Consider the following 26,653-nt stretch of genomic DNA (forward strand, 5'->3'; position numbering starts at 1 on the left):
GGTGCCTCTGGTTGGCGAGCGCGGTGTTACTGGAGCGCGGCGCTACTTGAGGAAGGTGAAGGCCCGCTCCAGGTCCGCGATGAGGTCTTCCACGTCCTCGATGCCGCAGGAGAGCCGGATCAGGTTGACCGGAACAGCAAGTTCCGTGCCCTTGACCGATGCGTGGGTCATCTCGGACGGGTAGTTCATCAGCGATTCGATGCCGCCCAGGGACTCCGCCAGGGTGAACACCGACGTGTTTTCCGCGACCGTGCGGGCCGCCGCCTCGCCGCCCTTGAACTGGACGGACACCATGCCGCCGAACTTCTTCATCTGCTTCTTCGCCAGCTCATGGCCGGGATGGGAGGGCAGGCCGGGGTACAGGACGGCCTCCACCTCGGGGCGCTCAAGCAGCCATTCGGCCACGGCCTGGCCGTTGTCGCTGTGCCGGTCCATGCGCACGCCGAGGGTTTTCAGGCCGCGGGTGGTGAGGAACGCGTCCATGGGGCCGGACACCGCTCCCACCGCGAACTGGACAAAGCCGATCTTCTCGGCGAGCTCCGCGTCGTTGACCACGATGGCGCCGCCCACCACGTCAGAGTGCCCGCCGATGTACTTGGTGGTGGAGTGAACCACGACGTCGGCACCCAGGGCGAGCGGGTTCTGCAGGTAGGGCGACGCAAAGGTGTTGTCGACGACGAGGAGGGCCCCGGCGTCGTGCGCTATTGCGGCGAGCGCCTCAATATCGGTGATCTTCATCAGCGGGTTGGACGGGGTCTCCACCCAGACGAAGCGGGTCTTGTTCGCGGCCACGGCTTTGCGTACCGCGTCCAGGTCCGCCATGTCCACGGGGGTGTTGCCGATCCCCCAGTCGCCGAGCACGCGGTTGATCAGCCGGTACGTGCCGCCGTAGGCGTCGTTGCCGAGCACAATGTGGTCGCCGGGCCTAGTCAGCGCCCGGATCAGGGAGTCCTCCGCCGCGAGGCCGGAGCTGAAGGAGTACGCGTGGCTTCCGCCTTCGAGCGCCGCGAGCTGCTCCTGCAGGGCGTCACGGGTGGGGTTGGTGCCGCGGCCGTATTCGTAGCCGTCGCGGAGCCCACCGATACCGTCCTGGGCGTAGGTGGAGCTGAAGTGCACCGGCGGGACCACAGCGCCGGTGCGTGGTTCGAAGGCCTGGCCGGCGTGGACGGCGCGCGTGTTGAAACCCTGGTTTTCAGAAACAGACATGGAGTTCCTTTAGCTAGTTGCTGAGGTAGGCGAGGAGGTCGTGGCGGGTGAGGATTCCCACGGGGGCGCCGACGAACGTCACCATCACGGTGTCCACGTCGGAGAGCAGCTCGCGGGCTGCGGAGATGGTTTCCAGCGAGCCGATGACCGGCAGCCTGGGGCCCATATGCTCGGAGATCTTGTCCGTCAGCTTGGCCTCGCCGCGGAACAGCTTGGAGGTCAGGGTGCGTTCGTCCACGGCGCCGAGGACCTCGCCCATCACCACCGGCGGTTCCTGCGAGAGGACCGGGATGTGGCTGACGCCGAACTCGTTCATGATGTTGATGACGTCGCGGACGGTCTCGTTGGGGTGGATGTGCACCAGGTCCGGCAGCTCGCCGGTCTTGGACTTGATGACCTCGCCCACGGACGCTTCCTCGCCGCCGGAGAGGAAACCGTAGGAACGCATCCACTGGTCGTTGAAGATCTTGGCCAGGTAGCCGCGGCCGGAGTCCGGGAGGATGACCACCACCACGGCGCTTTCCGGGAGGTCGCGGGCGGTCTGCAGCGCAGCCACCACCGCCATGCCGGACGATCCGCCCACCAGCAGCCCTTCCTCGCGGGCCAGCCGCCGGGTCATGGCGAAGGAATCGGCGTCGGAGACGGCAATGACATCGTCCGGGACGGATTTGTCGTAGTTGGCCGGCCACATGTCCTCGCCCACGCCCTCGACGAAATACGGGCGCCCGGTACCCCCGGAGTAGACCGAACCTTCGGGGTCCGCCCCGATGATCCTGACCCGGCCGCCGTCGGCCTCCGCACGGTCCGCCGAGATCTCCTTGAGGAAACGGCCGGTGCCCGTGATGGTGCCGCCGGTGCCGGCGCCGATCACGCAGTGCGTGACCCGGCCGTCCGTGTCCTGCCAGATCTCCGGCCCCGTGGTCTCGTAGTGGCTGCCGGGGGCGGCCGGGTTGGAGAACTGGTCGGGCTTGTAGGCGCCCGGAACTTCCGTGACCAATCGATCCGAGACGCTGTAGTAGCTCTGCGGGCTGTCTGGGGCCACGGACGTGGGCGTGACCACGACTTCGGCGCCGTATGCCTGAAGCACGGCGCGCTTGTCCTCGCCCACCTTATCCGGCACCACGAAGATGCATTTGTAGCCCTTTTGCTGGGCGACGAGCGCCAGTCCCACGCCGGTGTTGCCCGACGTCGGCTCCACGATGGTCCCGCCGGGCAGGAGCTTGCCCGTCCGTTCGGCCTCTTCGATCATTTTCACCGCGATGCGGTCCTTGATGGAGCCGCCGGGATTGATGTATTCCAGCTTGACCAGGACAGTTGCTTTGAGGCCTTCCGTCACGTGGTTGAGCTTGATGAGCGGCGTGTTACCGATGAGGTCCAGGACGGACTGCGCGTACTTCATAGGTACAAAGTTACCGCCTGCCGCCGCAGGTCCTGCCCGGGGCTCAGCTCCCTGCCGAGGAATCTGTCTGCCAGAGGCCCATGGTGTTGCCTTCGGTGTCCTTGAAATAGGCGTAATAGCCCATTCCCGGAATGGCGTCCTTGGCCTGGGCGACAGTACCTCCAGCGGATTCGACCTGCGCCAGCGCGGCGTCCACGTCCTCCACATCGATGGTGATGACGGGGGTCTTGAGGTTGTCCGTGCGGGGGAACAGGGCCCCGTTGATGGCCCCTGGCGCGCTTGGCATGCCCGTCTGTTCGTCCGACGGCGTGGTGATGGCGATCGTGTAGTCCATCTCCTGCATGGGGGTCAGGGTCCAGCCAAACGCGCTTTGGTAAAAGGTGTTGGCGCGTTCCTTGTTATCGGCGGGGATTTCGAAGTGCACAACTCCAGCCACAGCATGCTCCTTTGAATGCGAGGGGAAGACGCGGAGTCCCCGCGCCACACGATGGAGTCTAGTCCTGGCAACTTCGGTCTGAAAGGGCTCCGGACGCTGCGTTGCCAGCCCGCCGTGGGACCATGAATACATGACCATCCTTGACGCTCCGGCCCGGCTTGCCGCCGCCGCGGATGCGTCCCTGCGCTGGCATCCGGACGGCCCGTACAGCCTGCAGCAGACGCTGGGAACGCTCCTGCGGGGTACCGGAGATCCGTCGTGTTCGTTCCGGCCTGACGGGTTATGGACTGCGTTTACGACGCCGGATGGCCCGGTCACGCTGCGCCTCACCGCTGCTGCGGATGGGGCTGTTGATGCCCTGGCCTGGGGTCCCGGTTCCGCCGCCGGACTCGCCGGGGTGCCCCGGCTGCTGGGCGCCGAGGACGACTGGTCGGCGTTTGACGAGCCGGCCTTCCAAGCCACGCTCCCCCGGCTGGTCCGTGACGCCCGACGCCGGAACCTCGCTCTAAGGCTGCCCTCCACCGGGCGGGTGGTTGATTGCCTCGTGCCCACTATCCTCGAGCAGAAGGTCACCGTTATTGAGGCCCGCCGCGGCTACCGGTACCTGATGTACCGGTTCGGCTCGCCGGCTCCGGCGGCCGGATGCGAGGCGCCGGAAGGGCTCCGCCTCCAGCCCACCCCTGAGCAGTGGCTGCGCATCCCCTCGTGGGAATGGCACCAGGCCGGCGTGGGACCCCAGCGTTCGGCGACCGTTATGCGGGCGCTGCGATCCGCCGTCGCGCTTGAACGGCTGGCCGCCCTTCCGTCCGCGGAGGCGGCAGCAAAGCTGCAGGTGATTCCCGGAATCGGGGTGTGGACCGCGGCCGAAGTGGTGCAGCGGACCCACGGCTGCCCGGACTCCATCGCGGTGGGCGACTACCACCTCGCCGCCTATGTGGGCGCCGCGCTCACCGGCCGCCGGACCGACGACGCCGGCATGCTGGCCTTGCTTGAGCCGTGGACCGGGCACCGGCAGCGGGTGGTCCGGATGATCGGCCTGAGCGGCTTCCGCAAACCGACGTTCGGGCCGCGGATGACCATCCAGGACCACCGCCGGCACTGACCGCCGGTGGGTTCTAGCGCTCAGGGCCGCAAGTGTCCGTTCACGCGGGACTTACGTCGTCCGTTTTCGTGGCTTTCTTACCGTGGACTCGGGCCGCGGATGGGTATAGCGTGGCGCCATGGAGCCCCCACCAGAGCCCCGGAATTCCGAATTCTCTGGAGTCACCCATGATCCACACTGACAAGCTGACCAAAACTTTCGTCGTCAAGAAGGAAACGGTAGAAGCCGTCAAGGGGGTCGACATCGATGTTGCCCCGGGCGAGCTCGTGGCATTCCTTGGGCCGAACGGCGCGGGCAAATCCACCACCCTCCGCATGCTCACCACGCTGCTCCGGCCCACTTCCGGCACGGCAATCGTCGCAGGCGTGGACGTTTCGGCAGACCCGGCCGGAGTGCGGGCGCGGATCGGCTACATCGGCCAGGGCAACGGCGGCGGCCACAGCTTCCGGGTCATCGACGAGCTGATCATGCAGGGCCGGTTCTACGGTATGAACTCCACGGATGCTGCCGCCCGGGCCCAGGTGCTGCTGAAATCCCTGGACCTGGCCGACCTCGCCAAACGCGCCGTCGTCAAGCTGTCCGGCGGGCAGCGGCGGCGGATGGACGTGGCCCTGGGCCTGATGCACTCGCCGCGGCTGCTGTTCCTGGATGAACCGTCCACCGGCATGGACCCGCAGAACCGGGCCAACCTGTGGGAGCACATCATGCGGATGCGCGCCGAGCACGGCACCACCATCGTACTGACCACGCACTACATGGACGAGGCCGATTCGATGTCCGAGCGTGTGATCGTGATTGACCACGGCCAGATCATCGCCGATGACACTGCAGCCCGGCTGAAGGCCAACCTGGCCGGTGACCTGCTCGCCGTCGAGGTTGCGGCGGACTCCGCCGCGGGTGTGCGCGGGCTGCTGGGGCGCGCCGCCGCGGGCGGTGAGGTCAACGAAAACTCGTACGACGGCGTGGTCCGCTTCCGCCTGCGGCTCACCGAAGGCGCACGGCTGGCGCCGGTGCTGCTGCAACAAATGAACGACGCCGGCGCTCCCGCCCAGTCCCTGGAGCTGAAACCGCCAACCCTGGACGACGTGTTCCTGGAACTGACCGGCCGCAACCTGCGGGAAGGAGCAGACCGCTGATGGCTGTGCAAAGCAGCACCGAGATCCTGGAAAAGCCGGGCCTCCTCCAGATCCTGCATGACACCAAATACGTGTTCTGGCGTGAGATGCTGCTGCCCCTGCGGGACCCGTTCTCGCTGGTTTTCTCGCTGCTCCAGCCGCTCGTCTTCCTGGGCCTTTTCGGGCCGTTGCTCGGCGCGGCGGTGGGCGCACCGGCATTCGGCGGCCAGTCCACGCTCCAGTGGTTCCTGCCCGGCGTCGTGGTCATGATTGCCCTGTTCGGCACGTCCATGACTGGCTCCAACCTGCAGTACGAGCTGATGACCGGTTCGTATGAGCGAATCCTCGCCACGCCGTTGTCCCGCTCGTCGCTGATGATCGGGCGGGCGCTGAAGGAGTGGGCGCCGCTGGTAGTTCAGGGACTGCTGATCGCCTTGGTCTGCATCCCGTTTGGCTTCGTCTTCTACCCGCTGCATGTGCTGTTCGGCCTGGTCATCCTGGGCATTTTCGGCATCGGGCTCGGCGCCCTCTCCTACGCGCTGGCCCTGGTATCGCAGAACAAGGAGTGGATCTTCTGGGGTGTGCAGCAGACATTGCTCTTCCCGCTGATGATCCTGTCCGGCATCATGCTGCCCATCGAGGCAGGGCCGGACTGGATGAAGACCGCCAGCCTGTTCAACCCCCTGACCTACCTGGTCAACGCCGAGCGGGAGCTGTTCGCCGGCAGCGTCGGGACCGACACGCTTCTGGGCCTCTTCGCCGCAGCGGTGACGGCCGCCGTCGGGCTTGTAGTGGGTGTGCGGGCCATCAACCGCAACATCAATTAGAGCCCATGCGGGCAGCGTAAGCAGCGGCTTCAGCACGGTTGCGAAGGCCGAGCTTCTCCAGCACGCTGCTTACGTGGTGGGCCACCGTTTTGTGGCTGATGAACAGCTGCACCGCAATTTCAGGATTTGAATAGCCCTCCACCAGCAGCCCCAGGATTTCATGCTCTCGCCGGGTGAGAATGCCTGCCTCGCGGGGAACGGACCGGCCCCCGGCGCCCCACGATCGCAACAGTGCCGCTGCCGTATCGGCATCATGGGACGCCCCCAGCTTGTCCAGCACTGACAGTGCAGCGCGGGCTTCGGAGATGGCGAGCGTGGGCTGGCCTTGGGCTAAAAGACGCGCAAGTTCCAGTCGCGTGCGCGCGGCTTCCAGCGGAAGTTCCAAGTGGCCGAACCATTTGAGGGCGTCTTCAAAGTAACCCGTGGCAGGCTCCAGCCGGCCCTCGGCGGCAGCAACCCGGCCTCTGGCCAGGGCGGCATGCGCGGACACCAAGCGTATTCCTCCGGCGCTGGCGTCAAGGTCGCCAAGGTGCTCGGCGACCACTGCAGCAGCGGCAGGATTGCCTGCTGCCAACTGTGCCTCCACCAGCAGGCTGCGTGCGCTCGCTGTCTCCAGGGAGGTCCGGTGCCCGCCGGCGTGCGGTGGAGGAACGACGTCGCCGGTACCCTCAATTTCCGAACGAAGCCAGCGCTCTGCCAGGGCCACGGCCGCGGCCGGTTCGTTTCTTCCCAGGGCCAGTCCTGCCGCCACCAGGCTGGTCTCGACCGGAGCGCCGATCCTCTCAATCAAGGCCTTGGCCTCGTCGAAGTGACCTTGGCGCACACGGAGCTCGGCGAGGCTCGCGACGGCCCGGTGGTACATACCGGGGAAGACGTCCTTTGTACTCGCCACCGCATGCCGCAGCTCGTCCTCGGCTTCGGCCCAATGACCCGTCAGCAGGAGCACTCGCCCGTGGACCATGCGGCACTGAGCGTAAAGGTATGGACAGCCGTAGGCCCTCATGTAGTCATCTGCCGCCAGCGACCACTGGGTAGCTCGCCCGAGGTCGCTGAGCAGGTCGCAGACGGTCAGCATCGAGCAACTCGCCATGACCACTGTGTAGAACGTCGTTCCATCGCCACCCAGGGCGCTGGCCATGGCCTCGTCCACGCAGCGAAGCCCGGCCTGGACCTCCCCACCCTTGACCAGGACGACCCCGCGCTCCGCAAGCGCACAGACTGCCAAGTCGGGGTCGCCCAATTCATGCGACATGGCCAGCGCCCGCTCGATCAGGTCGCGACAGTGATGGGCATCCGTAGCCAGCAGCGCCGCACAGTAATCAACCCAGGCCCGGGACAGTCCGTCGTCGGGCCCGGCCATGCTCTCCGCCCGGGCAAGCCAGCCCCGCGCCGCAGCCTCGTTGCCGAGGGACATCCCGTAGACAAGGCACAGCCATACAGCGGAATCGATGGCTTCCGGAACATTGCCGGCACGGCGGCTGGCAGCGTAGGCGCGCTCACGGCAGCGGACGCTTTCACCAAGGTCGCCGAGAAAAAAGAGGGCGTCGCCCAAGCCTGCGAGCGCGCCCGGCGATCCGGTGCCCGAGAGGACCTCCTCAAACGCGGCGCGCGCATCCACCCACCGCCCCGCTTCCAGTGCCGCGTAGCCTCTCGCTGTCACTTCCTCCAGCGCCACGCTTCAATTAGAGCACTTGACACTGCCGTTCTCTAGGGACGGAACTACGGGCGCGGGCCGCCCCGGATCCGCCTGGTGAGCTCCGCCGGCATAGGCCACAAAATGGGTCAGTTGACCCATCCGCCTGGCCTTGGAGCCGGGCAGTCTGAAGTTGTCTCGAATAACGGACAACAGGACCAATAAAGGAGCAAACGATGAGTGCAGACGCAATTGCCAAGTCAGTAGACGCCATGAACTCTCATGATGCGAAGGCCTTCGCCGCAACCTATGCCGCGGACGCGGTTGTCCACGACCCGCTCTACCCGCAGCCGTTGAAGGGGCGGGACGCCGTTGAGCAGGACATGGTGGAACTCCTGCGGGCCTTCCCGGACGTCAGTCTCACCGTGGGGCCCCTGTTCCAGGACGGCGAGACGTTCGCAGCCGAGTACACCCTGCGCGGGACGCATCAGGGACCGTTGGCATCGCCCGGCGGCGAGATTGCCGCCACCGGAAAATCCTTCATCAATAACGCGGCTGTCTTCTCGACGTTCAATGCTGACGGGGAAGTCACGGAGGAACGCCGCTACTACGATGTAGCCGGCATCATGGCGCAGCTTGGGGTGACCCCGGCAACCTGAGCCGCGGAGCGGGGGCTTAACTGTCCGTTCGCGCTCAACGAGGGGGCTCAGACAGCGCGAACGGACACTTGCGGCCCCGATTGTGGGACGCCGCGCGTCAGAGCCCCAAGCGGGCCACTGCCTCCTCGCGCATCTCCACCTTGCGGATCTTCCCGGAAACGGTCATCGGGAAGCTTTCGCGGACGTCCACGTAGCGCGGGATCTTGTAGTGGGCCAGTCTCCCGCGGCAGAAGTCCGCAATTGAAGCAGCGTCCAGGGGCTCCGCGTCCGGCTTGAGGATAATGCAGGCCATCAGTTCCTCGCCGTACCTGGCATCGGGCACACCGATCACCTGCACATCCTGGATGGCCGGGTGGCTGTACAGGAACTCCTCGATCTCGCGCGGGTAGATGTTTTCGCCGCCGCGGATCACCAGGTCCTTGATCCGGCCTTCGATCACCACGTAGCCCTCGTCGTCCATCCGGGCGAGGTCGCCGGTGTGCATCCAGCGGTCGGCGTCGATGGCTTCCGTGGTCTTGTCCGGCTGGTCCCAGTACCCGGCCATGACGGCGTAGCCCCGGGTGCACAGCTCGCCGATCTCGCCGCGCTCCAGCACCTCGCCGGTGCCAGGGTCCACGATCTGGCTTTCCAGCCTCGGCATGGTGCGGCCCACGGTCTCGGTGCGATGCTGCAGCGTGTCACCGTTCCGGGTCATGGTGGACACCGGGGAGGTCTCGGTCATGCCGTAGCAGATGGCCACGTCCACCATGTGCATCTCCGAGATCACCCGGTTCATCACATCGATGGGGCACACCGATCCTGCCATGACGCCGGTGCGGAGAGTGGCAAGGTCGTAGGAGTCGAAGTCCGGCAGCGCCAGCTCGGCGATGAACATGGTGGGCACGCCGTACAGGGACGTCCCGCCGAAGTCCTGGACCGCTTCCAAGGCCGCCGCCGGCGTGAAACCGCGCCCGGGGATGATGGTGGCCGCACCGTGGCTGAGCGCGGCCAGGTTGCCGATCACCATCCCGAAGCAGTGGTAGAACGGCACCGGAATCACCACCCGGTCGTGCTCCGTGTAGCCCAGCAGCTCACCGATGGAGTAGCCGTTGTTCAGGATGTTGTGGTGCGTCAGCGTGGCGCCCTTGGGGAAGCCAGTGGTCCCGGAGGTGTACTGCAGGTTGATGGGATCGTGCGGGTCCAGTTCGGCCATCCGCGCCTTCAGGCCGGAATGGCCGACGGCGTCAGCCCGCTTCAGCAGTTCGGCGTACGTCAGCTCCCCGTCACTTTGGGGGTCACCGACGTCGAGCCCGTCCGTGCCGTAATCCGGCAGGAACACCAGTTCACGGAGGTCCGGACAGCCGGCGAGCGCCTGGCGCGCCATCCCCACGTAGTCGCTGTTCCGGTCCGACGGTGCCGTCACCAGCATCCGCATGCCGTTCTGCTTCACCACAAACTCCAGTTCGTGGCTCCGGTAGGCCGGGTTCACGTTCACCAGGATGGCACCGGCCTTGGCGGTGGCGTACTGCAGCAAGGTCCACTCGGCGCAGTTCGGGCTCCAGATGCCCACCCGGTCCCCCTTGGCCACCCCCGAGGCGAGGAGCGCACGCGCCAGGCGATCGACGTCGTCGTTCATTTTGGTGTAGCTCCAGCGGCGGGCGTCAGCGCCCGGCACCGGCGCGGCCTCGATCAGCGCGTCGTGGAAGGGGAACTGGGCCACCACCCTCTCAAAGTTCTGGCCGATGGTTTCCTCGAGGAGCGGGACGTCAGTGTCCCCGGCTGTGTAAGCGCGCATGCTGGCACGCTACCAACAGGAACGGGGCAAGAGAAGCGCAACAGGAGGGTGTCCGCGCGTAAACAGGGCGGGCCTGCATCCCGAGTCCCGGTATTGTGAAATCCATGAGTGCACCCATCGACCTGCAGGCAACGTTCATCCCCAACGACGGCGAGTTCTTCCGTGTGAAGCTCGCCCTGGAAATCGCCATCGACGAGGTGGTGAACGAACCAGGCTGCATCCGCTACGAGCTGACCGAAGCCACCGAAGAGAAGCTGGTCCTCACGGAACAGTGGGAATCCGAGGAACTGCTTGCGAAGCACTCCAAGGGCACCGCCGTCCAGGACCTGAACGAATCCCTGAGCGCGCTGCTGGCCGAGCCCGTGCAGCTGGACCGCCTCTAACCCTCGCTTTAACCATCGACTGCTCCGTAAGTGCCGTTTTGAACGTTCAAAAGGGCACTTACGGAGCAGTCGATGTTGTTAGACGGCACCAGGAGCGCTTAAGCCTCGGGGATCTGCGTGCCGTCCTGCGGACCCGAGCTCTTGGTGACGGCCGGGTTGCTGCCTGCGGCGGCTGCGGCTTCTGCCTGCGAGCGCGCCACATGGGCGTGAACCTCGTCCATATCCAGGGCCTTGACCGCATCAACAACCTGCTCCAGCTGCTGGGCGTTCAGGGCACCAGGCTGGGAGAAGACCAGAACTTTTTCACGGAAGGCCATCAGGGTGGGGATGGACGTGATGCCGGCCTCGGCGGCGAGCTGCTGCTGGGCTTCGGTGTCCACCTTCGTGAACAGGACGTCGGAGTGCTTCTCCGACACGGCGCTGTACGTGGGCCCGAACTGCTTGCAGGGGCCGCACCATTCAGCCCAGAAGTCCACCAGGACAATGTCGTTGCCTTCGATGGTCGATGCGAACTGTTCACCTGTGATGTTTACGGTAGCCATGCCTTCAACGGTACGCGAGGCGCAGGCCGATGTCCCGGCCGGGTGCGCCCTGTTCGCTCCCCGCGTCATCGGGAATACCCAGGCAGGACCGTGTACACCGGGCATTGCGAGGCCTACCCTTGGGGTCATCAGCCGCTGACTGCCGCACACAGGAGGGTTCATGGCCCAGGCTATCTCCACCCGGTCCCTGACCAAGAAATTCGGCAGGCGCGAGGTGCTCCACGGGGTGGATTTCAGCGTCGAGGCAGGCTCAGTGTTCGGCGTGATCGGCCCCAACGGCGCCGGCAAGACCACCACCATGCGCTGCCTGCTGGACATCATCCGCCCCACTTCCGGGGAGGTCCGGGTCCTCGGAAAGGACCCCCGGGCGGGCGGCCCGGAGCTCCGCCGGCGGATCGGCTACCTTCCTGGCGAGCTGTTCCTCGAGGGCCGGGTCACGGGCCGGAAACTCCTGGCCCACTACCAGGCCATCAGCGGTCCGGTGCCCCCGGGCAGGATCGATGGCCTGGCCGAACGGCTTGGGCTGGACCTGGACCGCCACACGCGCAAGCTGTCCAAAGGCAACAAGCAGAAGCTGGGCCTCGTCCAGGCGTTTATGCACGATCCCGAGCTCCTGGTCCTCGATGAGCCCACCAGCGGCTTGGATCCGCTGGTCCAGCAGGAATTCCACGCGATGGTCCGCGAGGCGCAGCACAACGGCCAGACCATCTTCCTCAGCTCCCACGTCCTCAGCGAGGTCCAGCAAACGGCCGACACAGTGGCGATTCTCCGGGACGGCCGGATCATCGCCGTTGAGTCCGTGAGCGGGCTTCGGGAAGCTGCGGTGCGCCGGGTCCGGTTCACCGCGAACGGAATAACAGCGCACGACGCCGGCGCGCTGCTGGGTGGGGTGCCCGGCGTCGGGCATGTTGAGGTGCTGGAGTCCGGCGGCAGCATCACCCTTTCGGCGACCGTGGAGGGGGCCATCCAGCCGCTGGTCAGGGCCCTGGGCACCCTGGAGCTGGCCGACCTGGTGCTGGAGGAACCGGATCTTGAAGAGTCGGTGCTCAAGATGTACTCAAGTCCGGCAGGCACGGACCCGGCAGTGCCCGGCACGGCGAAGGCCGCGCGATGAGCACCTCGCTGCCACTGTTCCGCCGGGCCTTCTTTGATTCCTGGCGCTCCACCGTCGCATGGGCCGCTGGCCTGGCCGCCGCCACGTTCCTCTACTTGCCGCTGTACCCGTCGATCGGCGGGAGCGCGCAGATGCAGGACATGATCGATGCCCTCCCGGCCGAGATGACCAAGGCCCTGAACTACGACCAGATCGCCACCGGTCCCGGGTACACCCAGGCCACACTGTTCGGGCTGATCGGCTTCCTCCTGATGACCATCGCCTCCGTGGGATGGGGTGCGGCCGCGGTGGGCGGCGACGAGGAATCGGGGCAGCTGGAGCTGACCCTCGCGCATGGGGTGACCCGCGTCCAGGTGGTGCTGGAACGCGCGCTATCGCTGTTCCTGCGCGTGGTTCTGCTCGCGGCCCTGGTCTTTGTGCTGGTCCGCCTGCTCAATGATTCGGCCCAGCTGGCCATCAGGCCGGAGAACCTCTTCGGCGCAGCAGCGCTGTTTGCCGGGCTGGCCCTGCTGAGCGGAACGGCCGCGCTCTGCGCCGGGGCCGTGTCCGGCAGGCGGACGTACGGGCTGGCCGCGGGCGCCGCCGTCGGCGTTCTTGGCTACGTCTTCAACGCCGTCGGCCGGCAGAGCGAGGACGTGGAGTGGCTGCTGGACCTGAGCCCCTACCACTGGGCTTACGGGAATTCCCCAGTGGCCAACGGTGCGGACTGGGCTGCGGCCGGGTGGCTCTGGGGAATTTCGGCGGCCCTGGTGGCAGTCGCCGCGGTGGCCGTGAACAGGCGCGACGTCGGCACGTAGCTTCCGGGTGACCGGCGCTCAGGCCTTGGGTTGCCGGGTAAGGCTGTCCCATACGTGGGGAGCCGGCGTCCGGCTGCCGGGCAGGGCGTTGGTCTCACGCCATTCGTGGATCCATTCGGGCAGCACCAGGTCCGCCGGGGGCTGGCCGAACTCGCGCAGGATCTCTTCCTGGCTGACGGGTTTGCCTTTGCTGACCAGGCGGGTGGCGATGTAGGCACGGGCGTAAATCTCGCCGTCGGCCACCATGCGCTGCTCAAAGTAGATGGCCTTGGCATCCAGGCCGATGATCTTTGTTTCGATGGTGTACTGCTGCCACAGCTGCAGCGACTTCCGGAAGGCGATAGTCTCCCCCGCCGCCACCGGGCTCCAGCCGCGCCGGCGCATTGTCTTCCATACGCCGCTGCGGACCATCAGGTCGAACCGGCCCAGGTCCATGAGGGAAAAGTACATGCCGTTGTTGACGTGCATGGCGACGTCGATGTCGGTGGGCAGGACCCGCAGCGGCAGGGACGACGCGTCCCAGATTGTCAGGGCGGAGCGGCGGGCGGACGTGAACAGCATCAGAAGGGTTCGCAGAAGCAGGTGCATCCTCCAATGTTACCCACCAGTAACTTGCTGGCAAGTCCGTAGGGCCGGCCCGCCACGTAGGATGTGGCGCATGACGCAACAACGCTACCGGGACCTCGCCGAGTGGCCCCTGATGGGGACTGCACTGGTTTTCCTGGCGGCGTATGCGTGGCAGGTGATTGGCCGCGTCGACGGCAGCGGCGCGGACTGGCTTGAGACGGTGATGTGGCTGACTTGGGGTATTTTCGCCCTTGATTACGCCACCAACCTGTGGCTGGCCACGGACCGCAGCCGCTGGTTTTTCTGGAACCTGCACGAACTCCTGATCGTGGCCCTGCCGTTCTTCCGCCCGCTGCGCCTGCTCCGGCTGGTTACGCTTCTTTCAGTGCTGCACCGAACTATCGGCGAGACCCTCAGGGGCCGGGTGGTCACCTATGTGGCCGGGTCTGCCGCGCTGCTGGTCTTTGTGGGTGCGCTGGCGGTGCTGGACGTGGAACAGTCCGCACCGGACGCCAAGATCCTGACGTTCGGCGATGCTCTCTGGTGGGCCATCACCACCATCACCACCGTGGGTTACGGCGACATGTACCCCGTGACGCCGATCGGCCGGCTGGTGGCCTCGGCGCTGATGATGAGCGGCATTGCCGTGCTGGGTGTGGTCACTGCGTCCATCGCCTCCTGGCTTGTCCAGCGTGTTGAGGAGTCCACGGAAGCTGCCGCGGAGTCCGTGGAGGAACCCTTGCGGGCAGAACTGGCCGGCCTGGTCACGGAGATCGCTGCGCTGCGGCGCGAAGTGGCCGCGCTCAAGGACCGCCCCTCGTTGTAGAAAAGTGCAGGGGTAGAAATCTGCAGCGGGCCGGGCGGCTGGACACCGAGTAGTCGCCGCCAGAACCGCGAGTAGATGCCGCCGCAGGGCCAAGTATTCGGCGGAAAAATTCAGGTAATGCCTACTGGTGCAGTGCCTGTCGCAGCTTCCTAGACTCGAAATTCCTAGGGCCAAACAAAGTTGCCGGCGCATCCTCCGAGCTGGGGTGGATGATGCCGCTTCATAGCGGAGCATCCGTATCTTCTGGGTATGCGGGCACTCCCATCATGCGCTTCCGTGCGCGGTTCCGTTCAAAGACCGGGACCGCGCAGCGCATCACACCTCGATCCGTCCTGCACGTGGAACTCGCGGCACCCGCTGCCGCCCTGTTGCCGGGCCGACCTGCGATGGGCCACCCATGTACCAGTTGACCGCAAAAACTTCCGAACCACCCCGCCGAAATTTCGAAACCGACGTCCCGCGCGTCGAACTCATGGCACCGGGGCGCAGGCCGATCAGCAACAAGCTGTGGGCAGGCATGGCCGCCGCCGCCGTGATTTCCGCCTTCGGCGTTGGCGCATTGGCCGGTCCCGTCCCCATGGCAGAGATATCCGCGCCGGCGGAGGCCATCACGACGGCGGCGGCGCCAGTTGTCCGCGTTGCCCGGCCTTTGGCCGCGGTGCCGTTGGATGCGCCCTATGTTGGGTCCGTTGAGTTTGGCAGTGCGGGAGCTGGCACTGCGGAGCCGGAAGTCGCAGAAGCTGCGGTGCCTGCCGAGGCTCCCCCACCACCGCCAGCGCCCGAACCTGCTCCGGCACCCGCAGGCGACCCCAACCTCTACACGGTTGTCCCCGGCGATACGGTGGGTGGGATCGCAGCCAGGTACGGCGTTGACACAAACGCGATGCTGGCCGCCAACGGGCTGGGCCTCTACAGCATCATCGTCCCGGGCCAGACGCTGAAGCTGACGGGACCCGCCGTCGAAGTTTCCGCTCCGGCCGCGGCTGCACCCGTTGCGGCTTCACCGGCCTACATCCCCGCCCCGGCGCCGGTCCAGGCCGCGCCCGCTGTCCGCACCATTTACGTGGCGGGCGCTGGCGGACAGGCCATGGTGGACGCCTGCATCGGGCCCATCCACTACACACCCAACGACGGCTACTCGCTGTTCATCACGGAGCATGACTTCTGCGGCGGGTGGGCGCGTTTCTCCGGCATCGGAGTGGGCGAGACCGTCAGCATTCCGGGCTACGGGACGTACACGGCGACAGCCAGGGGCCAGGTCCCCAACCCGGGAACCACCAACGATGTCATCGCGGTGTTCGGAGGGTTCCCCCGGGCCCTCCTGCAGACCTGCATCCCCGGCACCAACCAGATGCTCCTGATCGCCCTGAACTAGGCACCGGTGCGGCCGGGTTTCGCGGTCCAGCATTTCCGAAGCTTGTTCGCGGTTCCGAACCTTCAAGGCAAGGAGCCGCGAACAAGGCCATGCGGGAGTTTGTCTGACTATGCAGACATCGGGTGGCGTTCCGAAATGTGCTCCACCAGTTCGCCCACGCGCTCCTCGGAGTAGTTGCGCGCAATGTCGCCCTGGCTGATGATGCCAACCATCTTGTGGTCGACAATGACCGGGAGCCGCCGGATCTGGTGCCGCTCCATGATTTCGATGGCGGCGTCCACACTGGCATCGGCGTCAACCCAGTAGGGCTTGCCGGTGGCCAGTTCGCCGGCCAGCATCTCGCGGGGATCACGGCCGGCAGCAACGCACCTAAGCACGATGTCGCGGTCGGTGATCATGCCCTTCAACTTGCCGTCATCGCCGCAGATCGGCAGCGATCCACAATCCAGATCCAACATCATCCGAGCGGCATCTACGAGGGACTGATGCTCCTTAATACACTGTGCATCCGTGGTCATAAATTCACGTACAACGCTCATGGTTCTCCTTCATCGATTGATGTATCGACGCAGGGCATCGGGGTCACATGCGCCGATGGTGCCAGCCTACGCCGGGGCCAACGCTGATGTCGACGACGGATTCTTGGCAGACTTCCGACGCTGCTTTTCCCCGCTCCGTGGCCCTGTTACTCGGGGAACAGACCATAAGGCGGGGAAACTTGGAGCCCGCCAGGAGCTGCGGACGAGCCAGGCTGCAGGGCCCCTGGCCTCCGGGCCTGCCTCCGGGCACAAAAAAGCCTCCGGAACCTAATGGTTCCGGAGGCTTTTCCTTGGGTGGCAGATGAGGGATTCGAACCCCCGTAGGCGTTGCCAGCTGATTTACAGTCAGCCCCCTTTGGCCGCTCGGGTAATCTGCCGAACTTCAAAAGAAGATCACCCCCGGCTGCAGTGTTCAGAACGTCCGTTTCCGGGCCGTTCCGCTTCCAGTAACCGCGGGCAAGACAACTTTACAGAACTTCTGCCGAAACATCGAATCGAGGCGGCAGCCCCCCGGAAATGCCGCCAGAAGCCCCGCAATTCACCGGAAAATGCGGGGACTCAGGCGTCGCCGAGAATCCGTCCGGCCAGCCTTGCCTCGAACTTCACGGCCTGCTCCTCGGTGATCTGGTTCAGCTGGACCGCCCGCAGCAGGTCCTCGCTCACACCCTCTATGCGGGCCGAGGCATCCGGGACCGGGCTGAAGATGATGGAACCTGCCAGGGCTGCAGCGGCGACTGACGTGGCAGCAGTGGCGACAGCGCCCGCAGCTGCGGCGGTGGTTCGGGTGACATAACGGACGGCCTTGTGTCGCATAACTTCCCTTTCGATCTTCTTCCAACTCGTTCAACTCTCGCCTGCCCGGCTTCGTTCCCGCCGTGCGTCCGCTATGAGGGAACTGTGAATCGGGAACAGCGCCGAATCCACAACAGCGCCGCACCCCCACCAGCGCCACAGCCGGGCGATCCGTATTAGGCTGGAATGCAGAGATCCACGCCCTGCAGAGCCAATGTCAGGGCAACCACCGGCACAAGGAGAATCATGGCAGGCGAGTCAACGTTCGACGTCGTAAGCAAAGTGGACAAGCAGGAAGTGGCCAACGCGCTGAACCAGGCACAGAAGGAACTGGTCCAACGCTACGACTTCAAGGGCGTTGGCGCCGATGTCGACTTCAGCGGCGAGAAGATCCTGATGAAGGCGAACTCGGAAGAACGCGTCCTGGCTGTGCTGGACGTCCTCCAGTCAAAGCTGATCCGCCGCGGCATCTCCCTGAAGTCCCTGGACACCGGCGAGCCGTACCCATCCGGTAAGGAATTCCGCCTGGAAGCCTCCATCAAGGAAGGCATCGAGCAGGACCTGGCCAAGAAGATCAACAAGCTGATCCGCGACGAGGGTCCCAAAGGCGTCAAGTCCCAGATCCAGGGCGACGAACTCCGCGTCTCGTCCAAGTCCCGCGACGACCTGCAGTCTGTCATGGCGCTGCTGAAGGACTTCGACGAGGCGGACCTGCAGTTCGTCAACTTCCGCAGCTAGCCACCAGGCCTTCGTTTTCGCGGCGCAAAAATTCTATCGCTGGCAAAAGACGCCGCCGCTACCTGAATGCGGGTAGCGGCGGCGTTTTTGCGTGCCACGGTTGATTTTCAGTGTCGCCAAAGTGTCGCCAAATAAGGAAGTACGACGGCGGCGCCCGGGTTGGTCAGGTTGCCTCAGTTCGGTTGGACTCAGTTCAGCGGCCGGCCGGCAATCCGTTCCAGTCGGGCGATCCGCTCCTTCATCGGCGGGTGCGTGGCGAACAGCTTGGTCATCGCCCCGCCGCGGAACGGGTTGGCGATCATCAGGTGCGAGGTGTTGACCAGCTTCTGCTCCTGCGGCAGCGGCGCGATCCTGACCCCCTGCTCAATCTTGCGCAGGGCTGAGGCGAGCGCCAGCGGATCGCCCGTGAGCTGCGAACCGTCCTCGTCGGCGTCGTACTCCCTGGTCCTGGAGATGGCCAGCTGGATGAGCGAGGCGGCAAACGGCGCCAAAAGCGCCATCGCCAGCATGGCCAGCGGGTTGGAGTTGCGCCGGTCTCCGCCGAAGAAAAGCAGCATCTGGCCCACGGATGTGATGACGCCGGCCACTGCGGCTGCCACCGAGGACGTGAGGATGTCCCGGTTGTACACGTGCATCAGCTCGTGCCCCAGGACCCCGCGCAGCTCGCGGGCGTCCAGCAGCTGCAGGATCCCTTCGGTGCAGCACACGGCGGCGTTTTTGGGATTCCGGCCGGTGGCGAACGCGTTCGGGTTCATGGTGGGTGAGAGGTAGATGCGGGGCATCGGCTGGTTGGCCCGGACGGAGAGCTCCCGGACAATCTGGTAGAGCTGTGGCGCCTGGGCCTCCGTGACGGGGTAGGCCTGCATGGAACGGATGGCGATCTTGTCGCTGTTCCAGTAGCCGTACGCGGTGGTGGCCACGCCGATCAGGGCCATGATCCAGATGGGCGCTGAGCTCCGGGTATTGATCCCGATCAGTCCGCCCAGGCCCAGGAGCACCGCCCACAGGACGCCGAAGAGCGCCGCAGTTTTCAGGCCGTTGTAATGCTTGTGCACGTCCACTCCTCCACGTCGCCCTGGCAAAGTTGCCAAACAAGGCATTGACCCAACAAGACATGGCCCTATGGCACCGGGTCGCGGGCATCGTACTTCCGGAAGCCCGGCTGCAGCTGTGCCGCCAGCCAGGCCACCGCGATGCACAAAACCCCGCCCAGAAGCAGGACCCAGCCCTCACTCAGAATCTTAGTCCCGCCGCCTGCCAGCAGGTCACCCACGCGCGGGCCGCCGGCCACCACCACAATGAAGACGCCCTGGAGCCGTCCCCGGAGGTGGTCCGGCGCGGCGGCCTGCAGGATGGTGTTACGGAAGACGGCACTGATGGAGTCTGCGATTCCTGCCAGGGCACAGCACACAGCCGCCGGGACCAGCCAAACTGTGGCCCCGCCGTCGTCCGTCCGTCCTGCCAGGAGCACCACCGCGCCGAAGCCGGCAATGGAGGCGCCCCAGCCCATCACCGACCACACCACGGCACTCCCCTGCCACCGGACATGGCCCAGCGGCCCCGAAAACAGGCCGGCCAAGAATGCGCCCACCGCGCTGGAGGCCAGCAGGATGCCCACCGTGGTTTCGCCGCCGCCGATCACCAGCGCACCGATGGCGGGCATCAGCGCGCGCGGCTGGGCGAGGATCATGGCCACGAGGTCGATGATGAAGGTCATCCGCAGGTTGGGCCGGTTGCCCAGGAACCGGAACCCTTCGATGACAGACCGGATTCCGGCCCGCCCGGCGCTTCCTGAGGGAGGCATGGATGGGAGCCTGAAGACTGCCCAGAGCACAAAGGCGAAGCTGATGAAGTCGATGGTGTAGGTCCAGCCGAAGCCCACCCACGCCACCAGCAGGCCCGCCAGCAGGGGTCCCACGGTCATGGCCAGACCGAACGACATCATGCTGAGTGCGTTGGCCGCGGGAAGCAGTTCCTTGCGGATGAGCGTGGGAATGATGGCACTGCGTGCCGGCTGGTTGATGGCCTGGGCGCCGCTTTGCAGCGCCACCAGAAGGTAAAGGACCCAGACGTTTCCCAGCTGCAGCCAGGACTGCAGCGCGATCAGGCCGGTGGTCAGCCACAGGACAGAGGTTGCCAGGAGCGCCACCGTGCGGCGGTTGTGGGAGTCGGCGATGGACCCGCCCAGCAGGCCGCCGAACACCAGCGGCACCAGGGCGAACACACCCAGCAGGCCCACTTAGAAACTGTCCTGCGTGAGCCGGTACACCTCCAGGCTCACGGCCACCAGCGTGAGCTGGCTCCCCACGGCCGAAACGGCGGAACCCAGCCAGAGCCGGCGGAAGGCCGGGCTCTCCCTGAGCGGTGTGATGTCGGCCAGCAGTTTCCCCACCCTGCAACCCTAATGGCGCAGCAGTGTCCTGTTCTGTCACACGATTGGTATCCTCAGGCGGGGGAAAGGAGTTGGCGTATGAATGTGTCCAGGCGGCTGCTTTTTGCCTCGGCTTGCTGGGAGATTGCCCGGCCCCGGACTGCCCTGAACGCCGGCCATCTCCTGATCCGGCTCACGAACCCGGCCATCGCGTTCGATCTCCGCTCGGCCACGGACTGGCTGCACTGCCACAACATTGCGCGGCAGGCCCTCGCCGATGTTCTGGGCGCCAGCCGCTGCACGGTGGTGTTTGCGCACCAGTGGCACCCCATCGGGGCAGCCATCGGCGAGCCGGAGGCTGAGTCCTCCACCCCCACGTTCCATGTGTTCGGGCGCTGGGACGCCGAGCCGGTCACGCCCGGCGAACAGCTGCGCCTTCCCGTTCAGCGCCGCGTGCCGGCCGCAGCGGACGAGCTCAAAGAGTACGACGGCGGCCTCCGCTCCGCCCTGCGCCGGCTGGCTGTTGAGCGCCCGGCGGAGCCCGTCCCGCCGGTGGACGACACCCTCCCGGAACTCACTGCCAGTGCCCCGAAATTCAAGGCCGGTGCGCACCACACGGTGCTCGCGCCGGTGCTTCCGCCGGCGCCGGGCGACGGCCTGACACCCGGCCACCTGCTGGCGCTGGCCGCCGCCGTCGACGGCCTGACAGCCCGCCCCGGCGTGACCGGGCTGAGCTGTGTGGTGCCGGAGCCCGGACCAGGCGGCCAGGAAGTCCATGCCATGGGCCGCTCGGCAGGAGAATCCCTCAACCCCATGCAGGAATTCCTGGATCTGCCGAAGGTAAGCCAAGCCTTATTGTGATCGACTCATAATAAGTGCTTCAATAGAGGCATGACGGAACACTCTGGCGGCCACGATGCATGGGCTGCCGCCCTGCGTGCCCACGGCCGCCGGGTGACCAAACAGCGGCTCGCCGTGCTGACCGCCGTCGAACATCACCCGCACTCCGCCGCGGAGAGCATCCTCGCCGCCGCGCGCACCGAACTTCCGGAGCTGACCGCGCAATCGGTATACGTGGTCCTCGGCGACCTGACCGATCTGCACATGCTGCGCCGCTTCGAGCCGCCGCATTCTCCCGCCCTGTACGAGACCCGCGTCGGTGACAACCACCACCACGCCATCTGCATCAGCTGCGGCCGCGTGGAGGACGTCGAATGCGCCGTCGGGCACGCGCCCTGCCTCACGCCGCACTGGGATGCGAACTCCAAGCCGATGACCATCCAGATCGCCGACGTGATGTACCAGGGCATCTGCCAGGACTGCCAAGAGTCCCAAAAACTTCCTTCTGAACGTCCCAAATAATCGAGAAATAGGAGAAAAATGACTGCGAACATCTCTACAACCCAGTCCGGCGCGCCCGTCACCTCTGACGCGCACGCACAGTCCGTCGGCGCCGACGGCGCCATCATCCTCACGGACCACTACCTGATCGAAAAGCTCGCCCAGTTCAACCGCGAGCGCGTGCCGGAGCGCGTAGTGCACGCCAAGGGCGGCGGCGCGTTCGGTACTTTCAAGGCCACCTCGGACATCTCCAAGTACACCAAGGCCGCGTTCCTGCAGCCGGGCGTCGAGACCGAGATGCTGATCCGCTTCTCCTCCGTCGCCGGTGAAGCAGGCTCCCCGGACACCTGGCGCGACCCCCGCGGTTTCGCCGTCAAGTTCTACACCTCCGAGGGCAACTACGACCTCGTGGGCAACAACACCCCCGTCTTCTTCATCCGCGACGGCATCAAGTTCCCGGACTTCATCCACTCCCAGAAGCGCCTCCCGGGCACCCACCTGCGCGACGCCGACATGCAGTGGGACTTCTGGACCCTGTCCCCCGAGTCCGCACACCAGGTCACCTGGCTCATGGGCGACCGTGGCCTGCCGGCCTCCTGGCGTGAAATGCAGGGCTACGGCTCGCACACCTACCAGTGGATCAACGCCGCGGGCGAGCGCTTCTGGGTCAAGTACCACTTCAAGTCCAACCAGGGCGTCAAGACCATCTCCGGCGACCAGGCCGAAGAGCTGGCCGGCTCGGACGCGGACTTCTACATCCGCGACCTGCAGGACAACATCGCCGAGGGCAACTTCCCGTCCTGGGAACTGCACGTCCAGGTCATGCCGTACGAAGACGCCAAGGGCTACCGCTTCAACCCGTTCGACCTCACCAAGGTGTGGCCGCACTCGGACTACCCGCTGATCCACGTGGGCACCATGGAGCTGAACAAGAACCCGGAGAACTACTTCGCGCAGATCGAGCAGGCCACCTTCGCGCCGTCGAACTTCGTGCCGGGCATCGCCGCCTCCCCGGACAAGATGCTGCAGGCCCGTATCTTCTCCTACGCCGACGCACACCGCTACCGCGTGGGCACCAACCATGCGCAGATCCCGGTGAACCAGCCGAAGAACCAGGTCAACAACTACAGCCAGGACGGCGCCGGGCGTTACCACTTCAACGCCCCGTCCGTACCGGTTTACGCCCCCAACTCCTTCAACGGCCCTGCAGCCGTTGAGCCGGCTTCCCCGGCCGGCGGCTGGGAGAACGACGGCGAGCTCACGCTCTCCGCACACTCCCTCCACGCCGAGGACGGCGACTTCGGCCAGGCCGGCACCCTGTACCGCGAGGTGTTCGACGACGGCGCCAAGGCCCGTCTGCTGGACACCATCACCGGTGCGGTGGGCGGCGTGAAGAACGCCGAAATCAAGGAACGCGCCATCCAGTACTGGACCAACGTGGATGCCGAACTCGGCGCCAAGCTGCGAGCCAACCTCGGTGCGGGCTCCACTGACTCCGCTGCCGAGGCTGCCAACAAGATCGGCTGATTCGCCACCTGCGGCCCTTGGGCCACAACACGAACACCCCGCCACGGATTTTCCGTGGCGGGGTGTTTCTGTTGTTGCCGTCAGGGCTACGCGACGTCCGGGCGGCCCGCCGGCGCCGAGCCTGCCGCCGCGGGCCGGTGGCCCTTCTTGGCGAGCTGGATCTGCTCGTACACGTGGTGGCGGAGCTCGGTGAAGCGCGGCAGTGCCCTGGTATTGAGCTGGTCCCGGTCGTCGGGGAGGTCGATCACGATGTCCTCTTGGATGACTGTCGGAGAGGACGACAGGATGATGACGCGTTCGCCGAGGTAGATGGATTCGTCGATGTCGTGGGTGACGAAGAGCACGGTCACACCGAGCTTCTTCCAGACCACCCGGATCAAGTCCTCCAGGTCCGCCCGGGTCTGTGCGTCTACGGCGGCGAACGGCTCGTCCATCAGCAGCACCTCGGGCTGATAGGCGATGGCGCGCGCGATCGCCACGCGCTGCTGCATGCCGCCAGAGAGCTGCCAGGGGTAGGACCGCGGAACATGGGACAGGCCCACGGCCTCGAGGGCCTCGTCCACGAGCCTGTCGCGTTCCGCCTTGGACACGCCCTGGTTCTTCAGCGGCAGATCCACGTTTTCCCGGACCCGCATCCAGGGGAACAGCGACCTGCCGTATTCCTGGAACACCACGGCCATCTTCTTCGGCGGCCCGGACACGCGTTTGCCGTCAAGGAGAACCTCGCCCTCGGTGGGGGCCATCAACCCGGAGATGCACTTCAGGAGTGTCGTCTTGCCGGAGCCGGAGGGGCCCACGAGGCAGGCCAGCTCGCCAGCCCGCAGATCGAAGGTGAGGTTACGCACCGCTTCGATGTCGCCGCCGTCGGTCTGGTACACCTTCTTCAGGCTGCGGACGGAGAGCATCGCCTCCGTGGCCGGGCGGGTGGAGTCAGGCTGCATTTTCTACCTCTTTCTGGCCGTGGTACCAGCGCAGGATGTTCCGCTCGGCCCACTGGAAGATGAACGACATGGCCACGCCCAGCAGACCGAGCACCACGATGCCGGACCACATTTCCGGGATGGCGAAGGAGCGCTGGAACTGGACGATGGTGAAGCCAAGCCCCGAGGACGAGGCGAACATTTCGGAGATGACCATCAGAATCAGCCCGAGGGACAGTGACTGGCGCACGCCAGCCATGATCTGCGGACTGGCCGAAGGCAGCACCAGATACCTGATCCGGGCCCAGCCGTTGATGCCGTAGGTGTGAGCCGAATCCGAGAGCACCCCGTCGACGGCGCGGACCCCTTCGATGGTGTTCAGCAGGACCGGCCAGACACAGCCGGAAATGATGACCGCCACCTTCATGGAGTCCGTGATCCCCATCAGCAGGATCAGAACCGGGACCAGGACTGGCGGTGGGATGGCGCGGAAGAACTCCAGTGTCGGTTCCAGCAGGGCACGGAGCCATCTGACCGAGCCGATCAGGACCCCGCCTACGACGCCGATCACGATCGCCGCGGTGACGCCGACCAGGAGCCGGCCGATGCTGGGCAGCACATCGGAGAAGAAGCGTGGGCCGAACCAGACCTCGCCGAATTTCGCCACGAGGGCGGCTGGGGTGGGGACAAAGAAGTTGACCGTCCCGAGGGTTGAGGCCCACCAGAGCAGGACCAGCAGGATGGGCAGCGCCAGCACGTAGCCGAGGGTCTTCAGGGCTTTCATACGATCACCTCAGAACGGACGGAGGAGTGCCAGGCCAGCGTCTTCTTCTCGATGAAGCGCATCAGGACGTTGATCAGCACGCCTATCAGTCCGGTGGCCAGCACGAGGGCATACATGCCGGAGATGGCACCGCCGGACTGGGCGAGGGCGATTTCACGGCCCAGGCCCGGCGAGCCGATCACCAGTTCCGCCGTGATGGCCAGGACCAGCGCCACCGTTGCGGCAAGCCGGACGCCGGTCATCAGGTAGGGCAGGGCGGTGGGGAAAACGACGTAGCGGATCCGCGCCATCCGGCCCAGGCCGTAGGTCTTTGCGGTGTTGTTGGCCACCATGTCGACATCGGCCACCCCGTAGAGGACCTGGATCAGCACCTGCCAAAAGGCTGCGTAGGTGATCAGCATTAGGGACGATTCAATCTTCACGCCGAAGAGCAGCACCGCCAGTGGGATCAGGGCCACTGACGGGATGGGCCGCAGGAACTCCACCGTGGAGTTGGTCGCCTTCCGCAGGAAGTCGCTGGAGCCAATGACGAAGCCCAGCAGCACCGCCAGAGCGACGGCGATGAGGAGGCCCAGGAACCAGGCCGTCATGGTTTCGCCGACCGAGATCCAGAATGCGGTCAGGCCGAAGTCCCGAACCAGCGCCACAATGACCTCGCTGGCCGGAGGGAGGAAACGTTCGTCAATGATGCCCAGGCGGGGAATGAGCTCCCACGTGGCCAGGAATCCCGCGATTCCGGCCAGGCCGAGCAACTGTTTTACCGGCAGCTTGCGGACCGACCTGCGGTCCCGTCCCACACGTGGGGCGGGACCGCTGGAAGCTGAAGCGTGGGAACTCACGGGAGGAGGTCACCGGCGTTCGGTGCCTTGGCCAGCGTGCCGTACTTGGCGGCGGCGTCACCGAGGGTCTTGAAGGCGTCCTGGTTGAATTCGACGCGGTAGCGCGGCAGGATCATCTTGGCCCGGGTGGCCTCGTCGATCTTGGTGTAGGTGCCCACGATTTCGCGGACCTCCTGCGGGTTCGCCTGGGCGTACTCAAGGGACTTGTTCATGGCGCGGGTGAACTTCTCCGTCAGCTCGGCCTTGCCCTTGATGGTGTCCACCTTGGTGAAATAGCCGGCGATGTCCAGTTCCGGGCTCATCTCGACGAAGTTCGAGGAGACTATCGTGCCGCCTTCGGCCACAGCCACCGAGAGGAAGGGTTCCAGGATCCATGCTGCGTCCACCTGCTTGTTGGCCAGGGCCGCCGGGGCGTCCGGGAAGGCCACCTCAACAAACTTCACGCCGTTGGGATCGCCGCCGTCCTTTTCGATGACCGACTTGATGGTGGTGTCGCCGATATTGGCGAGGTTGTTCACCGAGACGGTCTTGCCGGCGAGGTCTTTCGCGGACTGGATACCCGACCCGGCCGGGACGACGACGCCGCCGATGTCGTTCCCCTCCTCACCGGTGGTGGACGCTCCATTGGCGACAAACTTCAGGTCGAGACCCTTGTCCTTGGCAACCATGACCGAAATCAGGTTGGAGAACGCGAAGTCGAAGCTGCCGCTGACCACGCCCGGGACGATTGCTGCGCCGCCGGTGGCTGTCTGGATGTCCAACTCCAGGCCCTCATCCTTGAAGAACCCCTGCTTGCTGCCCAGGTAGATCGGTGCGCAGTCCACGATCGGGATAACCCCCACACTGACCTTGGTCAGCTCTCCGCTCCCGGCTCCACCGGCGGGGGCGGTTCCATTGCCGGTAGAACTCGGCGAACCGGACCCACAGGCTGACAAGCCCAGGACCGATGCTGCGGCAAGCACAGCGATTACACAACGACGCTTCATGTTCACTCCTTTGTGAAGTGGCATGGGAGTGCGAGGCCCCCACGCCCAGCTTGTTCGGTTT

The 26,653-nt window shown here is 65.7% G+C and carries 27 protein-coding genes, 1 tRNA gene and 1 pseudogene; 13 read left to right on the forward strand and 16 right to left on the reverse strand.

What is annotated here, in order from left to right; translation table 11 throughout:
• Positions 1 to 42: 42 nt before the first annotated feature.
• The 3 genes from NG701_RS18605 to NG701_RS18615 are packed head-to-tail and all read right to left on the reverse strand — an operon-like array spanning position 43 to position 3,041.
• Positions 43 to 1,206: a cystathionine gamma-synthase gene (locus NG701_RS18605; protein ID WP_252569690.1), complete on the reverse strand. Its 1,164-nt coding sequence runs from the start codon at positions 1,204 to 1,206 to the stop codon at positions 43 to 45.
• A gap of 13 nt (positions 1,207 to 1,219) precedes the next feature.
• Positions 1,220 to 2,605 carry a cystathionine beta-synthase gene (locus tag NG701_RS18610; protein WP_252569692.1) on the reverse strand — a complete coding sequence of 462 codons (1,386 nt, stop codon included), beginning with the start codon at positions 2,603 to 2,605 and terminating at the stop codon, positions 1,220 to 1,222.
• 43 nt (positions 2,606 to 2,648) lie between these two features.
• Positions 2,649 to 3,041: a VOC family protein gene (locus tag NG701_RS18615; protein ID WP_252569694.1), complete on the reverse strand. Its 393-nt coding sequence runs from the start codon at positions 3,039 to 3,041 to the stop codon at positions 2,649 to 2,651.
• Positions 3,042 to 3,171: 130 nt separating this feature from the next.
• On the opposite strand from NG701_RS18615, the gene NG701_RS18620 reads away from it, so the two are divergent.
• The 3 genes from NG701_RS18620 (at position 3,172) to NG701_RS18630 (ending at position 6,085) form a co-directional block, all read left to right on the forward strand.
• The gene (locus NG701_RS18620; RefSeq protein ID WP_252569696.1) at positions 3,172 to 4,143 is read left to right on the forward strand and encodes a DNA-3-methyladenine glycosylase family protein; all 972 of its coding nucleotides are present in this window, start codon (positions 3,172 to 3,174) and stop codon (positions 4,141 to 4,143) included.
• A 167-nt stretch (positions 4,144 to 4,310) separates the two neighbouring features.
• Positions 4,311 to 5,279, forward strand: coding sequence for an ABC transporter ATP-binding protein (locus NG701_RS18625; RefSeq protein WP_252569699.1), 969 nt, complete (start codon positions 4,311 to 4,313; stop codon positions 5,277 to 5,279).
• Positions 5,279 to 6,085: an ABC transporter permease gene (locus tag NG701_RS18630; RefSeq protein WP_252569702.1), complete on the forward strand. Its 807-nt coding sequence runs from the start codon at positions 5,279 to 5,281 to the stop codon at positions 6,083 to 6,085. The genes NG701_RS18625 and NG701_RS18630 overlap by 1 nt, the downstream gene beginning before the upstream one ends.
• On the opposite strand, the gene NG701_RS18635 is transcribed toward NG701_RS18630, so the two are convergent.
• Positions 6,078 to 7,760 carry a LuxR family transcriptional regulator gene (locus NG701_RS18635; RefSeq protein WP_252569705.1) on the reverse strand — a complete coding sequence of 561 codons (1,683 nt, stop codon included), beginning with the start codon at positions 7,758 to 7,760 and terminating at the stop codon, positions 6,078 to 6,080. The genes NG701_RS18630 and NG701_RS18635 overlap by 8 nt on opposite strands.
• Before the next feature lie 194 nt (positions 7,761 to 7,954).
• On the opposite strand from NG701_RS18635, the gene NG701_RS18640 reads away from it, so the two are divergent.
• Positions 7,955 to 8,377 (forward strand): ester cyclase, encoded by a 423-nt coding sequence (locus NG701_RS18640; protein WP_252569708.1) that lies wholly within the window; start codon positions 7,955 to 7,957, stop codon positions 8,375 to 8,377.
• A 97-nt stretch (positions 8,378 to 8,474) separates the two neighbouring features.
• On the opposite strand, the gene NG701_RS18645 is transcribed toward NG701_RS18640, so the two are convergent.
• Positions 8,475 to 10,151 carry an AMP-binding protein gene (locus tag NG701_RS18645; protein WP_252569712.1) on the reverse strand — a complete coding sequence of 559 codons (1,677 nt, stop codon included), beginning with the start codon at positions 10,149 to 10,151 and terminating at the stop codon, positions 8,475 to 8,477.
• A 104-nt stretch (positions 10,152 to 10,255) separates the two neighbouring features.
• Here NG701_RS18645 and NG701_RS18650 point away from each other — a divergent pair, with 104 nt between their 5' ends.
• The gene (locus tag NG701_RS18650; RefSeq protein WP_058931640.1) at positions 10,256 to 10,534 is read left to right on the forward strand and encodes a putative quinol monooxygenase; all 279 of its coding nucleotides are present in this window, start codon (positions 10,256 to 10,258) and stop codon (positions 10,532 to 10,534) included.
• Between the two features lie 98 nt (positions 10,535 to 10,632).
• On the opposite strand, the gene NG701_RS18655 is transcribed toward NG701_RS18650, so the two are convergent.
• Positions 10,633 to 11,076, reverse strand: coding sequence for a thioredoxin family protein (locus NG701_RS18655; protein WP_252569713.1), 444 nt, complete (start codon positions 11,074 to 11,076; stop codon positions 10,633 to 10,635).
• Between the two features lie 160 nt (positions 11,077 to 11,236).
• Between NG701_RS18655 and NG701_RS18660 the strand changes: the two genes are divergently transcribed.
• On the forward strand, positions 11,237 to 12,190 hold the full coding sequence (locus NG701_RS18660; protein ID WP_252569716.1) for an ABC transporter ATP-binding protein: 954 nt from the start codon (positions 11,237 to 11,239) through the stop codon (positions 12,188 to 12,190).
• Positions 12,187 to 12,987 carry an ABC transporter permease subunit gene (locus NG701_RS18665; RefSeq protein ID WP_252569719.1) on the forward strand — a complete coding sequence of 267 codons (801 nt, stop codon included), beginning with the start codon at positions 12,187 to 12,189 and terminating at the stop codon, positions 12,985 to 12,987. The genes NG701_RS18660 and NG701_RS18665 overlap by 4 nt, the downstream gene beginning before the upstream one ends.
• A gap of 18 nt (positions 12,988 to 13,005) precedes the next feature.
• Here the strand turns inward: NG701_RS18665 and NG701_RS18670 are convergent, their stop codons facing one another.
• On the reverse strand, positions 13,006 to 13,575 hold the full coding sequence (locus NG701_RS18670; protein WP_252569721.1) for an acyl-CoA thioesterase: 570 nt from the start codon (positions 13,573 to 13,575) through the stop codon (positions 13,006 to 13,008).
• A 70-nt stretch (positions 13,576 to 13,645) separates the two neighbouring features.
• Here NG701_RS18670 and NG701_RS18675 point away from each other — a divergent pair, with 70 nt between their 5' ends.
• A complete protein-coding gene (locus NG701_RS18675; protein ID WP_252569724.1) occupies positions 13,646 to 14,380 on the forward strand; it encodes a potassium channel family protein in 735 nt (244 codons plus the stop codon).
• A 397-nt stretch (positions 14,381 to 14,777) separates the two neighbouring features.
• Positions 14,778 to 15,755, forward strand: a complete 978-nt coding sequence (locus tag NG701_RS18680; RefSeq protein ID WP_374208713.1) for a LysM peptidoglycan-binding domain-containing protein — start codon at positions 14,778 to 14,780, stop codon at positions 15,753 to 15,755.
• Between the two features lie 107 nt (positions 15,756 to 15,862).
• Here the strand turns inward: NG701_RS18680 and NG701_RS18685 are convergent, their stop codons facing one another.
• The 3 genes from NG701_RS18685 to NG701_RS18695 form a co-directional block, all read right to left on the reverse strand.
• Complete coding sequence (locus NG701_RS18685; RefSeq protein WP_252569727.1) at positions 15,863 to 16,294, reverse strand: CBS domain-containing protein; 432 nt, start codon at positions 16,292 to 16,294, stop codon at positions 15,863 to 15,865.
• A 295-nt stretch (positions 16,295 to 16,589) separates the two neighbouring features.
• Positions 16,590 to 16,671, reverse strand: a tRNA-Tyr gene (locus NG701_RS18690).
• Between the two features lie 181 nt (positions 16,672 to 16,852).
• Positions 16,853 to 17,107 carry a hypothetical protein gene (locus NG701_RS18695; RefSeq protein ID WP_252569729.1) on the reverse strand — a complete coding sequence of 85 codons (255 nt, stop codon included), beginning with the start codon at positions 17,105 to 17,107 and terminating at the stop codon, positions 16,853 to 16,855.
• Positions 17,108 to 17,332: 225 nt separating this feature from the next.
• Here NG701_RS18695 and NG701_RS18700 point away from each other — a divergent pair, with 225 nt between their 5' ends.
• Positions 17,333 to 17,824: a YajQ family cyclic di-GMP-binding protein gene (locus NG701_RS18700; RefSeq protein ID WP_252569731.1), complete on the forward strand. Its 492-nt coding sequence runs from the start codon at positions 17,333 to 17,335 to the stop codon at positions 17,822 to 17,824.
• Positions 17,825 to 18,012: 188 nt separating this feature from the next.
• Here NG701_RS18700 and htpX read toward each other — a convergent pair whose 3' ends face one another.
• Positions 18,013 to 18,879 (reverse strand): zinc metalloprotease HtpX, encoded by an 867-nt coding sequence (gene htpX / locus NG701_RS18705; RefSeq protein WP_058931627.1) that lies wholly within the window; start codon positions 18,877 to 18,879, stop codon positions 18,013 to 18,015.
• Between the two features lie 65 nt (positions 18,880 to 18,944).
• Positions 18,945 to 20,216, reverse strand: a pseudogene (locus NG701_RS18710) (MFS transporter).
• Between the two features lie 78 nt (positions 20,217 to 20,294).
• On the opposite strand from NG701_RS18710, the gene NG701_RS18715 reads away from it, so the two are divergent.
• The 3 genes from NG701_RS18715 to NG701_RS18725 are packed head-to-tail and all read left to right on the forward strand — an operon-like array spanning position 20,295 to position 23,063.
• Positions 20,295 to 21,056 carry a hypothetical protein gene (locus NG701_RS18715; protein ID WP_252569733.1) on the forward strand — a complete coding sequence of 254 codons (762 nt, stop codon included), beginning with the start codon at positions 20,295 to 20,297 and terminating at the stop codon, positions 21,054 to 21,056.
• 30 nt (positions 21,057 to 21,086) lie between these two features.
• Positions 21,087 to 21,557, forward strand: coding sequence for a Fur family transcriptional regulator (locus NG701_RS18720; RefSeq protein ID WP_252569736.1), 471 nt, complete (start codon positions 21,087 to 21,089; stop codon positions 21,555 to 21,557).
• Between the two features lie 18 nt (positions 21,558 to 21,575).
• A complete protein-coding gene (locus tag NG701_RS18725; RefSeq protein WP_252569738.1) occupies positions 21,576 to 23,063 on the forward strand; it encodes a catalase in 1,488 nt (495 codons plus the stop codon).
• Positions 23,064 to 23,149: 86 nt separating this feature from the next.
• On the opposite strand, the gene NG701_RS18730 is transcribed toward NG701_RS18725, so the two are convergent.
• The 4 genes from NG701_RS18730 to NG701_RS18745 are packed head-to-tail and all read right to left on the reverse strand — an operon-like array spanning position 23,150 to position 26,592.
• Positions 23,150 to 24,004 carry an ABC transporter ATP-binding protein gene (locus NG701_RS18730; RefSeq protein ID WP_252569741.1) on the reverse strand — a complete coding sequence of 285 codons (855 nt, stop codon included), beginning with the start codon at positions 24,002 to 24,004 and terminating at the stop codon, positions 23,150 to 23,152.
• Positions 23,994 to 24,767: an ABC transporter permease gene (locus NG701_RS18735; protein ID WP_252569743.1), complete on the reverse strand. Its 774-nt coding sequence runs from the start codon at positions 24,765 to 24,767 to the stop codon at positions 23,994 to 23,996. Before NG701_RS18735 ends, NG701_RS18730 begins: the two co-directional genes overlap by 11 nt.
• Positions 24,764 to 25,606 carry an ABC transporter permease gene (locus NG701_RS18740; RefSeq protein WP_252569746.1) on the reverse strand — a complete coding sequence of 281 codons (843 nt, stop codon included), beginning with the start codon at positions 25,604 to 25,606 and terminating at the stop codon, positions 24,764 to 24,766. Before NG701_RS18740 ends, NG701_RS18735 begins: the two co-directional genes overlap by 4 nt.
• Entirely contained in the window at positions 25,603 to 26,592 is a 990-nt protein-coding gene (locus tag NG701_RS18745; protein ID WP_252569749.1) for an ABC transporter substrate-binding protein, read from the reverse strand. The genes NG701_RS18740 and NG701_RS18745 overlap by 4 nt, the downstream gene beginning before the upstream one ends.
• Positions 26,593 to 26,653 lie beyond the last annotated feature (61 nt).

Origin of the sequence: Pseudarthrobacter cellobiosi (assembly GCF_023913815.1) — a bacterium.
Classification (GTDB): domain Bacteria; phylum Actinomycetota; class Actinomycetes; order Actinomycetales; family Micrococcaceae; genus Arthrobacter; species Arthrobacter cellobiosi.

Bases quoted from the DNA above. Each gene is read 5' to 3' on its own strand.
- NG701_RS18605 (WP_252569690.1), bottom strand. From the start codon at position 1,206: ATGTCTGTTTCTGAAAACCAGGGTTTCAACACGCGCGCCGTCCACGCC.
- NG701_RS18610 (WP_252569692.1), bottom strand. From the start codon at position 2,605: ATGAAGTACGCGCAGTCCGTCCTGGACCTCATCGGTAACACGCCGCTC.
- NG701_RS18620 (WP_252569696.1), top strand. From the start codon at position 3,172: ATGACCATCCTTGACGCTCCGGCCCGGCTTGCCGCCGCCGCGGATGCG.
- NG701_RS18625 (WP_252569699.1), top strand. From the start codon at position 4,311: ATGATCCACACTGACAAGCTGACCAAAACTTTCGTCGTCAAGAAGGAA.
- NG701_RS18630 (WP_252569702.1), top strand. From the start codon at position 5,279: ATGGCTGTGCAAAGCAGCACCGAGATCCTGGAAAAGCCGGGCCTCCTC.
- NG701_RS18640 (WP_252569708.1), top strand. From the start codon at position 7,955: ATGAGTGCAGACGCAATTGCCAAGTCAGTAGACGCCATGAACTCTCAT.
- NG701_RS18645 (WP_252569712.1), bottom strand. From the start codon at position 10,151: ATGCGCGCTTACACAGCCGGGGACACTGACGTCCCGCTCCTCGAGGAA.
- NG701_RS18650 (WP_058931640.1), top strand. From the start codon at position 10,256: ATGAGTGCACCCATCGACCTGCAGGCAACGTTCATCCCCAACGACGGC.
- NG701_RS18655 (WP_252569713.1), bottom strand. From the start codon at position 11,076: ATGGCTACCGTAAACATCACAGGTGAACAGTTCGCATCGACCATCGAA.
- NG701_RS18660 (WP_252569716.1), top strand. From the start codon at position 11,237: ATGGCCCAGGCTATCTCCACCCGGTCCCTGACCAAGAAATTCGGCAGG.
- NG701_RS18665 (WP_252569719.1), top strand. From the start codon at position 12,187: ATGAGCACCTCGCTGCCACTGTTCCGCCGGGCCTTCTTTGATTCCTGG.
- NG701_RS18670 (WP_252569721.1), bottom strand. From the start codon at position 13,575: ATGCACCTGCTTCTGCGAACCCTTCTGATGCTGTTCACGTCCGCCCGC.
- NG701_RS18675 (WP_252569724.1), top strand. From the start codon at position 13,646: ATGACGCAACAACGCTACCGGGACCTCGCCGAGTGGCCCCTGATGGGG.
- NG701_RS18680 (WP_374208713.1), top strand. From the start codon at position 14,778: ATGTACCAGTTGACCGCAAAAACTTCCGAACCACCCCGCCGAAATTTC.
- NG701_RS18685 (WP_252569727.1), bottom strand. From the start codon at position 16,294: ATGAGCGTTGTACGTGAATTTATGACCACGGATGCACAGTGTATTAAG.
- NG701_RS18695 (WP_252569729.1), bottom strand. From the start codon at position 17,107: ATGCGACACAAGGCCGTCCGTTATGTCACCCGAACCACCGCCGCAGCT.
- NG701_RS18700 (WP_252569731.1), top strand. From the start codon at position 17,333: ATGGCAGGCGAGTCAACGTTCGACGTCGTAAGCAAAGTGGACAAGCAG.
- NG701_RS18715 (WP_252569733.1), top strand. From the start codon at position 20,295: ATGAATGTGTCCAGGCGGCTGCTTTTTGCCTCGGCTTGCTGGGAGATT.
- NG701_RS18720 (WP_252569736.1), top strand. From the start codon at position 21,087: ATGACGGAACACTCTGGCGGCCACGATGCATGGGCTGCCGCCCTGCGT.
- NG701_RS18725 (WP_252569738.1), top strand. From the start codon at position 21,576: ATGACTGCGAACATCTCTACAACCCAGTCCGGCGCGCCCGTCACCTCT.
- NG701_RS18730 (WP_252569741.1), bottom strand. From the start codon at position 24,004: ATGCAGCCTGACTCCACCCGCCCGGCCACGGAGGCGATGCTCTCCGTC.
- NG701_RS18735 (WP_252569743.1), bottom strand. From the start codon at position 24,767: ATGAAAGCCCTGAAGACCCTCGGCTACGTGCTGGCGCTGCCCATCCTG.
- NG701_RS18745 (WP_252569749.1), bottom strand. From the start codon at position 26,592: ATGAAGCGTCGTTGTGTAATCGCTGTGCTTGCCGCAGCATCGGTCCTG.